A 12864-nucleotide genomic window follows, 5' to 3' on the forward strand; every position below is an offset into this window, starting at 1 on the left:
AGAAGGACACGGATACGGTCCGGCCAACGGGAAAATCGGCCAGCTTGTTTTCCGGCACGTTAACTTTGACTTCCAAATCTCCAGAGTGGACCAGGGTGACGACGGTCTGACCGGCTGCTACGACCTGTCCGACTTCTGCAGAGACAGAAGAAATAACGCCGTCGGCATCGGCGGTGAGCTGCGTGTAGGACAACTGGTTTTCCTGGGCCTGCCGGGCTGCCAGGGCCTGATTATACTGGGCGGCAGCCTGGTCATACGCCGTCTGGTACTGATCGAGTACGGAGGCACTGATGGCATCGACCTGGTACAGCTGCTGATAACGGGCCAGATTCGACTGGGCCAGCTGCAGCTGGGCGGCCGCGGCGTCTACCTGGGCCTGTGTCTGATTGACGGCCTGGGCAATATCCCTGGGATTGACCGTCATGAGGACATCGCCGGCATGAACCTGGGAACCGAGCTGCACGTTCCGCGCCGTAATCCTGCCGCCTGCCTGGAAAGACAGGTTGCTCTGATACCGGCCTTTGACCGTACCGGAATAAGTTCCGGCCGTACTGCCAGCCGTATCACTGCCGGCGCGGATGACCTTGACCAGCTGGGCCTGTTCTGGTTGTTCCGTCTTCTGGCCGCATCCCGACAGGGCCAGTGCCAGCACGACCAGCAGGGCCAGTGCCGTATACGTTCCATTTTTCTTCATAATTTTATCTCCTTTACCGGGCCAAGTGCCGGGATATCGGCATGTGCCGCATTTTCCGCAACGGCATGCATAATGTCCAGGGCCTTGTCCAACGCATGTTCATCAATACCCTGCACCAGCGCTTCTACCCATTTTTTCAAGATATTTTCCATCGTTCCCTGTAAGGACCAGGCTTTTTCTGTGAGATAAATATATTTAACCCGCCGGTCCTGCTCACTCTGATTACGGAAGAGGAACCCCTTCTCTTCCAAAGTCTTGACGCAGCGGGCGACCAGTGCCTTATCCGCTTTGATGGCTTTGCCTAATTCATTCTGCTGACATCCACTGCGTGTATACAGACTCATGAGGATGATGTACTCGGAATAGGACAGATTCCAGGGTTTGCAGATTTCCGTCACATAGGCCTGGGAACGCCGGTTTATGATGCCAAAATCATGACTGGCTTTAAGATAATCCATACAGCACGACTTCCTTTCTTTTAGTTGATTTAATCAACTAATTGCCTATAGTATAGCAAATTAAAGGTACAAGTGCAATATACATCGTCTGTTCCTCACAAAAAAACTGCCAGCCAGATTCTTATCTTCTGACTGACAGTAAGGGAATTTCCCTTTCCCGGCATCCCCTGATCTCATATACTGCCTATGAGATGGTTCATCAGACCTTCTGTCCCTGATGCGGCCTCGGGAAAGCGGCGCAGATCCGTCTGTCTTTCCATAAAATCGAGGAAGGCACACATACTCTTTTCGATATCACAACGGCTTTCCTCTGAGACAGTTTCCAGCAAAGCCTGCCGGTTCTGGTCGTACCGCCCAAGAATGGCCAATAAATGGCTGAAATCAGCCTGCTTCCCACTCCACTTCCGGCAGTCTTCCAAAAAAGCCTGACAGGCTGCTGTCAGAGATACGACCGATCCGGCCGTGCCCTGCCGGATACGCCAACTGTCCAGGACAGCCGAAAAAAAGGTGAACAACGTGATGACGGCCGTCCGTTCATACCGCCGCACCAGCAGATTGGCCTTCGGACTCCGCTTATGACGGTGCCCGTCTGCTTTTTTACAAAAGAACTGATAATCTCTCCACAGATCTTCCTGCAGCGATTCTTTCACTATGTTCATATCACCATTCGAAAAAATAGTGACGCCAAACTTGGTTTTCAAGTCCATCACACTCCGGAAAACAAACTAAACGGACCTGCCACACATAAGGCAGGCCCGCTTCATCATACCGTTACATTCCGGCATCGCCCTATTTTTCAGGCAATTCACTCGTACAATGGGGACACCGTGTCGCATCGTCTGCAATGGGCTGACGGCAATACGGGCACAGGCGGGGTTCCGCTACCGGTTCCGGTTTGGGCAGCAGACGGTTCAGCTGACGGATGACGATAAAAATAGAAAAAGCAATGATGAGAAATTCCAGTACCGTATTCAGGAAAGCACCATAGGCAATGACGGGAATACCAGCCGCCTTTGCTTCTGCCAGACTTCCAACGTGCTGTGTACTGAGGGGAATAAAGAAATCGGAAAAATCAATACCTCCCAGGAGAACGCCGATAGGTGGCATGATGATATTATTAACTAATGACGTGACAATCTTGCCAAAGGCACCGCCGACTACGACGCCGACAGCCATATCCATGACATTGCCGCGCATAGCAAATTCTTTGAATTCCTTGATGAAACTCATTCCATCCACTCCAATCCGTTTTACATAGGAAACATTACATAGAACCTGTCTCATCATATACTAATCAGCGGATTTTTGCAATATGTTAAAACGAAAGGTTGTTCTTATTTTTTCCCACTGCTCAATTTCAGTAAATCGGGATTCTTTTTTGCCATCCGTTCGAGAATCTTGCTGTATCCGCCACTGCCATAATTCAGGCACCGCTTGATACGGCTGATCGTTGCCGTACTGGCCCCGGTCTTTTTGACGATATCTTCATAAATATCACCAGCCTTCAGCATCCGGGCTACTTCCAGACGGGATGAAATGGCTTTCATCTCCTGGATGGTACACAAATCTTCAAAAAACTCATAACATTCATCGATTGACTGGAGTTCCAGGATTGCCTGGAAAAGCTGGTCATGAAGATGATCCCTTAATTTTTCATTGACAGCCATGATGACACCTCGCTTGCCGCTTTCATACTTTAGCATAGTAAATACTCTACCTTATTATAAAGCAGAACGGCCGCTCTGTCGATACCTCTTACATGGCAAATAAATCGAGTTGTTCATCTTCGGGCAAATCGTCCAAGCATCCTTCGGCCGTCATAGCATCAACAAGGGACTTGGACACTTTCCCGCGGATCTTCAAATCCGCTTTGGATGTAAAAGGCCGTTCCTCGCGGGCCGCCACAATCTGTTCGGCAACGTTGGCACCCAGTCCGTCAATAGCCGTGAATGGCGGCAGGATTTTCCCATCGCAGACGGTAAATTTCGTCGCTGCCGACCGTTTGATATCGACGTTCATGAAGGAATAGCCGCGAAGGCTCATTTCTTTCGCCAGTTCCAGAGCCGAATACAGATCCTGGTCTATTTTGGACGCGCTCTTACCCTGAGCCTTGATTTCCTTCATGACCTTCACCTGCGTATCCAGCCCATGGATCATGGCCGATAATTTGAAGGCCTTGGCGCGGATCGTAAAGAATGCCGCATAATACGCCAGGGGATAGTTGATCTTATACCAGGCAATGCGGAAGGCCATCATGACATAGGCAACGGCGTGGGCCCGGGGGAACAGGTAGCCGATCTTATGGCACGAGTCGATGAACCACTGTGGAATGTTCCCCGCTTTCAGTTCCCCTTCATAATCAGTCGTCTTCTGCCCGGCCTTGTTCAGTTTGTCAATACCCTTGCCTTTACGGACGTTTTCCATGACCTTGAAGCTCGTCTTGGGCTTGATGCCATGCTGGATGAGATAGTTCATGATGTCGTCACGGGTAGAGACGGCTTCTTTCAGCGGTACAACTTTATCGCGGATCAGGTCCTGGGCATTGTTCAGCCAGACGTCTGTCCCATGGGAAAATCCGGAAATACGGACCAGTTCGGAAAAGGTTTTCGGTTTCGTATCGACCAGCATCTGGCGGACGAAAGGCGTACCGAATTCGGGGATTCCCAGACTTCCGACCTGGGAGCCCAGTTCTTCCGGCGTCAGTCCCAAGGCCTTCGTCGAACTAAACAGGCTCATCGTCGCCGGATCATCGAAGGGGATGGTCGTCGCCTTGATGCCAGTCAGATCTTCCAGCATGCGGATGACCGTCGGATCATCGTGGCCGAGAATATCCAGCTTGACCAGACGGCCTTCGATAGAATGATAATCGAAGTGGGTCGTAATGATGCCCGAATCCTTTTTGTTGGCCGGATACTGTACAGGCGTAAAATGATGGACATCCATGTCGCGGGGAATGACCATGACGCCGCCGGGGTGCTGTCCCGTCGTATTCTTTACACCCGTACAGCCGGCGACGAGGCTGTTGACATAAGCGTCGTTGACTTTAATACCGCGGGCATCGGCCCATTTCATGACATATCCATAGGCCGTCTTGTCCTGGACGACGCCGGTCGTACCAGCCCGGAATACGTTATCTTTACCAAAAAGTTCTTCCGTGTATTTATGGGCTTTGGGATGGTATTCACCGGAGAAGTTCAAGTCGATATCCGGTACTTTGTCTCCGTCAAAACCAAGGAATATGGCAAAGGGGATATTATGGCCGTTCTTTTTCAGATCCGCCCCGCACTTCGGGCATTTCTTGTCGGGCAGATCGAAGCCGCCGCCATATTCGCCGTGGGTAAAAAACTCACTGTACTGACATTCAGGGCACACATAATGAGGTGGCAGCGGATTGACTTCCGTAATATCCGACATAGTCGCGACAAAGGACGAGCCGACGGATCCACGGGAGCCGACCAGGTAGCCATCATCATTGGAATGCTTGACCAGCTTGTGGGCAATGTAATACAAGACGCCGAACCCATGGCCCAGGATGGATGTGAATTCCTCAGTCAGACGGTCTTCTACGATTTGGGGAAGAGGATCGCCATAGATTTCATGAGCCTTGTCATAGCACATCTTTTTCAGTGCTTCCGAAGAGCCGGCAATCTGCGGGAAATATAGTGTTTCTTTGGGCACAGGCCGGACATGGTCGATCATGTCGTTAATCTTGTTGGGATTAGTGATGACTACTTCCCGGGCCCGGTCTTCACCCAGGTAGGAGAATTCCTGCAGCATTTCATCGGTCGTCCGGAAATACAGGTCCGGCTGATACTGGGCATCTTTAAAGCCCTTGCCGGTCATGAGGATTTCCCGGTATATCTTGTCTTCAGGATTGAGGAAATGAGCGTCGCAGGTCGCTACGGTCATTTTGCCCAGCTCATCGGCCAGGCGGATGATAGTGCGGTTGATATTGCGCAGCCCTTCTTCATCTTGTACCAGCCCTTCCCGGACGAGGAACTGGTTATTGGTCAGGGGCTGGATTTCCAGATAATCATAATACGAGGCTATCTTCAGCAGTTCTTCATAGGGCAGGTTTTTCTGCACCATCGAGCGGACCAGCTCCCCTGCTTCACAGGCCGACCCCAGAATCAGACCTTCGCGGTATTCGTTGAGCACCGCCCGGGGGATACGTGGCCGCCCGCGGTAGATATATTTCAGGTGGGAAATGCTGACCAGTTTGTATAAATTGCGGATGCCTATCTGGTTTTTGGCCAGGATGACGATGTGATACGATTCATCTACTTTCGTATCGAACAGGTATCCTTCCATCCCATAGATGACTTTGACATTATTCGTCTTATCCGTCGAAATTTCCTGCAGCAGGGGAAAGGACTGGACGACGCCGTGGTCGGTGACGGCAATGGCCGGATGATGCCATTTTTTGACGGTCCTGATGAGCTGCTTGACCGTAATCAGGGCATCCATATCGCTCATGACCGTATGCAGGTGCAGTTCCACCCGCGGCGTCGGATTGGTATCTTCCCGTTCGACCGCACCGCCTTTGGAAGGCATGATGCTGTCCACGTTGAGGACATAGTCGTTGAGATAATCGCTGTATTTGACATCGCCATGGACGCGGACCCAGGCGCCTTCTTTCATGTTGCCCTTCAGGGCCTCCAGTTCTTCTGCGGTAATCGTATTGCGCCGGCGGTACTTGCTGTTGCTGCTGCCGCCGATGTCGAGGAATTTCTGGGCGGAAATACCATTGGTCTTATCGGCCATCTGGAAGTTCAGGATAATGCGTTTCGTCTTCGTTTCCCGGAACTCTACCCGCACCAGTTTGCCCCGGAAAATGACATCGGGCCGTTCTTCTCCCAGGACATCATTGATGGGCGTAACCTCGCCATCGACATATTTTCCCAGCCAGACGCGGCTGTCGCTTTGGGCCGGACTGGTGCTTCCCTTTTTACTGCTGTGCTTCGTACTGCTGTTTTCTTTGCCATTTCCTGCAGCAGCCGCACAGGCTTTCTGGTATTCCGGATCATCTTTGAGCCAGTCTTCGTCGTCGTTGACATCATATATATCTTCGTGAGGAATACCGTACCCATCCATATCATCACAACTGACCTGGACTGCACTATTCCACTCCGCTTCCGTCTGGCTGAGAGGAATATCGCCGCCGTGGCGTATAAATTCCACCTCATTTTCCAGCGTCACTTCTCCCGGCAGCTGCAACGCCTGGCAGACAGCCTGTTTCAACACGTCTGCATCAGTTACCTTCCAGTCCGATTTCGTGCGGACATGCCAGCGTGGGCCCGGGTCTTCTGCACAAATCTCATGGACCAGGACATAGTGGTCCTTATCGACAGGGATAGAAAATTCTTTTTTCGGGAGAATGTGCCAAATTTTCATAAGGTTTCCTTTCTATGTGATGTATCTCTACCGGGCTTACTCGTCGTCAGCCGCTTCACTGTCACTGCCATCGGCCCCGTCACCGCTATCCGTTTCAGAAACGGCCGGTTCAGGGATCTGCGTCGGGTCATGGGGAGCGTTGATCATGGCGTCCTGAGGCTGTTCTCCGTCGAGATTAGTCGTCTGCACGACTTCTTCTGAAGAATCGCCCGGCGTGAGGATGATTTCCGTATTAGGGTCATAGTGGGATACAATCGTATCGGTATAATGATCCCCGTCCGTATAGTTGACGGTACGACGGATGGTAATATCATGTCCGTCGTAGCCTTCCTGGTCCCGTTTATCTTCCGTCACTTTGTCATCATGACGACGTACGACGCGATGAGGCAGGGTTTTCTGGGATACGGTGTTAAAGGTCACGTTGCACGTGTCGGCGTGATTGCCAAGGATATAGACGGTTACGGATGCGTCGCCCATTTCCGTGTAAATATACACAGGGCGGGTAAAGGGATTGGTAAAAGCAAAATCCAGTGAATCGTCGGCTACGGTAGCGTCCATGCCGACGGGCACATACCCTGCCGGGGCGTAGTGGGGCGAACGGCTGGCAATGATCATGCCGGCCCTAAGAGCCGCGTTGAATAAGGTCGTGCTGACCTGACAGACACCGCCGCCGGCATCGAGGACGACTTTATTGTCGAAATAGACAGGGGCATCTTTATATCCTTTTTCTCTCGTCCGTTTGCCAACAGTCTTATTGAAGGAACAATCTTTCCCGGCCGGGACGAGCGTATCGTTCAGCGCTTTCTGGGCGATGCGGATGTTATCATCGCGGTTATCATTTTTCCCATCGAAGTGGGTCGTATAATAGGAAAGGACAGTATCGATACTCTTGAGGTCCTTTTCTTTAATCTGCGCTTCTTTACGGGCCGTGACCGGTACTTCTACCGTATCAGTCCTGCCGTCGCCCAATTCGTCGAGGACAGCCGACTGCAGGGCTTCCGAATCGATGGTAATCTGGTCCCGTTCTTTCTGGATGGTAACACCGCTTTCGTCAGGCCGGGCATGGGCGTTGCGCGGTTCCTGATCGTACCGGTCGTGCATGTCGCCGATGTACGATGCGAGTTTCTCTTCATCGACGGCTATGGACAGAGGAACATCCCGGCCAAAGCGCAGAATAGAAATGACATCAGCAACCCGTCTGACTGGCGAACCGGTGCGGCCGACGAGGAACAGCGCATCGTTGATACGCTGCCGGTCAAAATGGGCATCGACTTTTCCAAGGGGCAGCGTTTCATCGACATCATCGGCGGTAAAATGCACCGATTGTTTCTGCAGGTCACCTTCGCGTTTATCGAGAAATTCCCGCACATCTTCTTCGGTCATTTCCGTAACCGGCTTTCCTTCGAGTGTCACCATCGACGCGGCTTTGCTCTGGGCTGCAAAAAAACTGCCCGATGCGGCAATGCAGATGCCAATGATTACAGCGGCTATTTTTTTCAGCCGGTTGGGGTGTTCTTTGATGCCGTGTTTTTCCCGATAGCGGCGGCGGTATTCTTTCATTCGTTCTTTACGTGCTTTTTCTTCGTCCTGCAATTTAAACCCTGCCTTTATTGCTGCAATACAAACAGATGAGCTGCTCCATATCCATGGACTGGGCCGTCCCTCTGCGTATATTGAGTTGTAATGTAAAAATCTGGAGGAGTAATTCGTCCAGCTCCTCTATTTTCCAATAAGATGCTATTTTTTTCAAGTGGTATAACGCATATTTTACCGGTTTCCCTTTATTGACCCTGATCAGGACCTGTTCAGACTGCTTTTCTTTCATCCCTGCCGCCTGTAGTTCTTTATATGCCCGCAGGAGGCGCAGCCGGGACAACATATACCCCGTATTTTTCAAGAAAGCATCCTGGCGGCTGAACAGACTGGAAATAAAAGGAATCGTGTGACGGCCGTCCCGGCGCAGGAAGTAATCCATAAAGGTAAAGAGATTTTTTTCCATAGTGCCGGAAAAGAGGGACGTCAGATGGGTTGTTTCTATTTCCCTTGTCCCGTCGGGGAGCATGATGCACAACTTGTCCAGTTCAGAAAACACGTACTGCAGCGGGATAGCATCCCAGGTCTGGAACAGTCCCCGCAGATAACGGTCGGCGGAAGGAGACAGATGCAGTCCCCGCCCGTTCATATATGAACTGACATAGGTCATGACCGTCTTGTCCGTAACCGGCTGGCATTCTGCCACTTCAGCCAGCTTTTTAACTTCCTTGAAGAACACACAGCCCGTATCGAGTCTGCTTGTTTCCTTCGGAAATTTAATGACAAATAAAAGCCCGTTCCCTTCAGGGATTGCCGCCAGCTGTTCCAGGAACCACGTTTCTTCTTTAGTGAGCTTGCTGCGGGACCTCCCGCCCCGTTTGATGGGAAGGTACGGACAGTCATGCCAGATACAGACATTTGTACCGCCAAAGAGAGACGACGACTGGAACGCTTCTACGACCTGGGCAGGCGCGGCATCTTTGCCAAAGACAGAAAGTTCCGGTTCTTCTCCTGCCCGTTTCCGGAATGCCTCCAGGAACGACTGCTCTTCCCGATGCATTAGATACGTTTCACTGCCATATATGATTTTTACCTGTTTCAAACCATTCACCACCTGACCGTACGGTCCAGCATCCCCTGCGCCAGGAAAGAATGACAGCTCCGTCTTCTTCCGGCGTCACACAGGGTATATCGTAAAGAGCTGCCGTCTCGCACCATCGCTTCCACTGGACATCCCGGGGGCCGCTGCGGTGCAGGATCAAAAAGTCGGCATCCCGGGGAAACGCCGTCCGGCCCGCCTGGCGCAGCGACTGGACTTCCAGCACGGAGTCCGATGGAAACTGTCTGGGTAGAGACGTTTCATATAAGTAGTACGGGACCCCTGTCTGAATTAGTCCGGCAGCATCACCCTCGACCGGCTCAGTCACAACCTGGAGGTCGCCGATCGTAAAATCCTGCCGCAGCTGCGCTTCTGCCGGTCCGGCATCGCCACTGACCCATACCCGGTCCAGATGAAATATACCACAATGCCGCAGGGCCGGCGTGAGGGCGCAGGCTATTTGTCCTTCATGGGACCACTGGCTCTTATTATACCACAGGCAGGCCGAAGTATCATCATAGACGATGCAGGTTGCCCGGTCATTTCCCATATCATAACTGTAAATCATGATTTCCGGCCGGGTATAGACGGCATACAGAGTAGAAACGAGGAACAGAATACCTGCCATACGCAGCAGCACCTTACGGTATGGCGGCAAAAAGAACAGACCGGTCAGTACGAGATAATAGGCAGCCGAGGTGTACACCGGCCAGGCCCCTTGCCAGAAACGGCTATATGGCAGGGAGGAAATGAAATAATTGCCCTTGACGGCAAGACTCAGCAGAGGCTGCAAGACGTAAAGCAGTACCTGGCCCAGGGGCAATACAGCCATTCCCAGTACAGAAGCGGCGAGTCCCAGCAGGATGACGAAGTCCAGGACGGGCGCAACCAGCAGATTGGCCAGCAGGGAGTATACGGGCAGTGCTGAAAAATAATGCAGCAAAAAGGGAATGAGCAGCAGCTGGGCACAGATGCAGACGCTGATACCAGAACGCAAGAACGACGGCAGGAAGGAAAACCATCGTTCTACCGGGCGCTGGAGCAGCACGATGCCTGCCGATGCCCCGCAGGACAACTGAAAAGACAGGTCAAAGAGCAGGTAGGGACTATATAGCAGCATAGCTATAATTGCCAGAGCCAGGGCGTGACAGGCCGTGTACTGCCGGCGGGCTGTCAGGCTGTAGGCAGATATGAGACCCATGAGAGACGAGCGGATGACCGGCGCCGTCCCTTCGGCCAGCGCACCGTATACAATGACGACGACGGCAGAAAGGATGAACAGGGGCTTTTCCCGCAAAGAAGCCAGTCTCCCCAGTATCTGTACGGCTGCCAGCAACAAAGAAATGTGAGACCCCGATACGGACAGGATATGGATCAGTCCGGTAACACTGAAACTCTCCAGCAGGGACGGAGGCAGGTCATCATAGTGACCGCCAAAAAGGAGACTGCTCAGGATATAGGCATTGTCCCTGTCCAGGACGGTCTGGTACATATGGGTCAGATACTGCCTCAGACGCCATAGCTGACAGAGTATCCCCCGGCCTGGCTCCAGTGTTTCTATTTTCGTATCGGGTACCGTGTATCCTTTCAGGAAAATCGATTGTTCCCGGTCCCGGTGTTTGGCATCGTACAGGCCGGGATTCCCGTAATAGGTGAGCTCTTTCAGGTTCAGTCTCAGCCCGAGGCGCTCCGATGGAGGGTGGACGGGACTGGCCGGAAGGGTAACATATATACTCCCCTTTCCCCTGTGCCGTGCCGGATCGTCCGGGAATGCAAAATAGTCCATGTCGATGACATAGCGGCTCATCGTTCCCTGCTCCGTTTCATAAAAATGTTTCTTTTCCTTCACCGTCCCTTCTACATATACTTCCATTCCTGCCAGATACGCAGGCAGCGCTTCATACTGTCTGCTTTCCCAGGCCAGTCGGAAGAGGCCCAGCGAAAACATCAGGCATAATAACAAAATCAGGGCCCAGCGCATGCGATGCCTCAAGGCCCACATAGCGGGCAGGCAGAACCCTGCTCCGGCCAGTCCGGCGGCCGCCGGGACCGGCACGATATCCGCTGCGATGATGCCACAGGCAAAAGCCAGGGCGGCGAAAATACTGATATAGGTCATACGGTCACCTTATCCTTTAACTTTTCATACTTGGCAGCACCAATGCCTTTGACCTGCTGCAGCTGCTCACACTCGGTAAATCCTCCGTGTTCATCCCGGTACTCGATGATGTGTTTTGCCATGGCGGGGCCGATGCCGGGAAGACCGGTCAGTTTCTTTTCATCAGCCTCATTGATATTGATCTTACCATCACTATCTGCTGCAGGAGGTACGCCATCGAGATTGTATGGCAGGTGGATCTGCATGCCATCTTCGATGCGGGAAGCATAGTTTACGGCCGACGCCTCAGCGTACGGGAGTGCATCGCCTGCCGCGTGGACGGCATCGCCGACGGTGACGGCATGAGTAAAGGAATACAGGCCGGGCTTTCTGACGGCACCGGTAATATACACGATATAGTCCGGTTTTTCCACCTCTTCTACGACAGGGGCCTGCGGTACGGGCGACACATGGGGCAGACCTTCGTTCCAGACAAATCCGATGATAAACAGGACACAACCGATTATTATAAAAAATTTTTTCATCATTCTTCCTCCTCCCATTATCTGCTGATATATTTTCCGTTTATAAACAAAAAAACAGCCTCTGATACACATAGGTATCAAAAAGCTGTTTCCTTAAAGGACTAAACATTCACTTACCAATTTCCCCGTTTTTTCCAGAAGCTGACGTGCAGCATAGCCAGGACTGTGAATAATTCCAGCCGCCCGAGGAGCATGGAAATACACAATATGGCCTTGGAAAAATCAGACAGGCCGGCATAGGTGCAGGTAGCGCCGGTAATGCCGAACGACGGGCCGATACAGCCCATGGTCGTGACGCTGATGCCGATGGCGTCAAAAATGCCGATGCCGTCGAAGGTCAAAAGCAGTGCCCAGAAAGCGATGAACGCCAGGTACAGGAAAAAAAACTGGTTGACCCGGATAATCGTGTCCTGGCCGATAAGTTGGCCGTTCATCCTGACATCCATGACCATCCGGGGGTGAAGTTTTTCCCGGACAGCCGCCACGAGAGAGCGGCACAGGATGACGACACGGGAAATCTTGATTCCCGCCGCCGTAGAACCGCTGCAGCCGCCGCTGATCATCAAAAGCAGGAGGATTCCCTTGGAAAAGGAAGGCCACTGATCGTAATCGGCCGAGACAAACCCCGTCGTGGCAATGGACGCAGCCTGAAACGAAGAAAAGCGCAGGGCCGTAACGATGTCGGCACCGAAGGCATGTATCAAATCGGCGGCGATGCATACGGTCGCCAGGAACAGGATGAGCAGGTAGGCTTTAAATTCCGTATTTCTCTTCAGGACATGGAACCCTTTGCGGTATAACTGATAATATAAGCCAAAATTACCACCAGCCAGAATCATAAAAAAAGTCATCCAGCTTTCCACAGCCGCGCTTTCAAAATGAGCAGCACTGTCATTAAACGTAGAGAATCCGCCGGCTGAAATGGTAGACATGGCGTGGTTGAGGGCACTGAAGAAATCCATGCCGCAGAGCATGAAAATGACGAAGGCAATGGCCGTAAAAGTCATATAAATGCGGAACAGGACGCCGGTCATATCCCTGAG

At 52.1% G+C, this 12864-nt stretch carries 11 protein-coding genes; all 11 read right to left on the reverse strand.

What is annotated here, in order from left to right; genetic code table 11:
- The coding region (locus DBO31_RS05015) for an efflux RND transporter periplasmic adaptor subunit (protein WP_150824590.1) at positions 1–694 on the reverse strand (694 nt) is incomplete at its 3' end.
- Positions 691–1152: a MarR family winged helix-turn-helix transcriptional regulator gene (locus DBO31_RS05020; protein ID WP_113856058.1), complete on the reverse strand. Its 462-nt coding sequence runs from the start codon at positions 1150–1152 to the stop codon at positions 691–693. The genes DBO31_RS05015 and DBO31_RS05020, both read right to left, overlap by 4 nt.
- Positions 1153–1325: 173 nt before the next feature.
- Positions 1326–1853, reverse strand: a complete 528-nt coding sequence (locus DBO31_RS05025; RefSeq protein ID WP_150824591.1) for a hypothetical protein — start codon at positions 1851–1853, stop codon at positions 1326–1328.
- Positions 1854–1941: 88 nt separating this feature from the next.
- A complete protein-coding gene (gene mscL, locus DBO31_RS05030) occupies positions 1942–2382 on the reverse strand; it encodes a large conductance mechanosensitive channel protein MscL (protein WP_059077161.1) in 441 nt (146 codons plus the stop codon).
- Between the two features lie 104 nt (positions 2383–2486).
- Positions 2487–2819, reverse strand: coding sequence for a YerC/YecD family TrpR-related protein (locus DBO31_RS05035; RefSeq protein ID WP_059077160.1), 333 nt, complete (start codon positions 2817–2819; stop codon positions 2487–2489).
- Positions 2820–2907: 88 nt separating this feature from the next.
- Positions 2908–6546 carry a PolC-type DNA polymerase III gene (locus DBO31_RS05040; RefSeq protein ID WP_150824592.1) on the reverse strand — a complete coding sequence of 1213 codons (3639 nt, stop codon included), beginning with the start codon at positions 6544–6546 and terminating at the stop codon, positions 2908–2910.
- Between the two features lie 36 nt (positions 6547–6582).
- Positions 6583–8139 carry a VanW family protein gene (locus DBO31_RS05045; protein WP_234995399.1) on the reverse strand — a complete coding sequence of 519 codons (1557 nt, stop codon included), beginning with the start codon at positions 8137–8139 and terminating at the stop codon, positions 6583–6585.
- A 1-nt stretch (position 8140) separates the two neighbouring features.
- Positions 8141–9181 (reverse strand): DNA polymerase III subunit delta, encoded by a 1041-nt coding sequence (holA, locus tag DBO31_RS05050; protein ID WP_369907321.1) that lies wholly within the window; start codon positions 9179–9181, stop codon positions 8141–8143.
- Positions 9150–11297, reverse strand: coding sequence for a ComEC/Rec2 family competence protein (locus DBO31_RS05055; RefSeq protein WP_150824594.1), 2148 nt, complete (start codon positions 11295–11297; stop codon positions 9150–9152). Before DBO31_RS05055 ends, holA begins: the two co-directional genes overlap by 32 nt.
- The gene (locus DBO31_RS05060) at positions 11294–11824 is read right to left on the reverse strand and encodes a helix-hairpin-helix domain-containing protein (RefSeq protein ID WP_234995400.1); all 531 of its coding nucleotides are present in this window, start codon (positions 11822–11824) and stop codon (positions 11294–11296) included. The genes DBO31_RS05055 and DBO31_RS05060 overlap by 4 nt, the downstream gene beginning before the upstream one ends.
- Before the next feature lie 110 nt (positions 11825–11934).
- A partial coding sequence (locus DBO31_RS05065; RefSeq protein ID WP_150824596.1) for a TrkH family potassium uptake protein occupies positions 11935–12864 on the reverse strand: 930 nt, incomplete at its 5' end.

Origin of the sequence: Megasphaera sp. DJF_B143 (assembly GCF_900320625.1) — a bacterium.
GTDB lineage: Bacteria > Bacillota > Negativicutes > Veillonellales > Megasphaeraceae > Megasphaera > Megasphaera hexanoica.

Bases quoted from the DNA above. Each gene is read 5' to 3' on its own strand.
- DBO31_RS05055 (WP_150824594.1), bottom strand. From the start codon at position 11,297: ATGACCTATATCAGTATTTTCGCCGCCCTGGCTTTTGCCTGTGGCATC.
- DBO31_RS05035 (WP_059077160.1), bottom strand. From the start codon at position 2,819: ATGGCTGTCAATGAAAAATTAAGGGATCATCTTCATGACCAGCTTTTC.
- DBO31_RS05060 (WP_234995400.1), bottom strand. From the start codon at position 11,824: ATGATGAAAAAATTTTTTATAATAATCGGTTGTGTCCTGTTTATCATC.
- mscL (WP_059077161.1), bottom strand. From the start codon at position 2,382: ATGAGTTTCATCAAGGAATTCAAAGAATTTGCTATGCGCGGCAATGTC.
- DBO31_RS05020 (WP_113856058.1), bottom strand. From the start codon at position 1,152: ATGGATTATCTTAAAGCCAGTCATGATTTTGGCATCATAAACCGGCGT.
- DBO31_RS05040 (WP_150824592.1), bottom strand. From the start codon at position 6,546: ATGAAAATTTGGCACATTCTCCCGAAAAAAGAATTTTCTATCCCTGTC.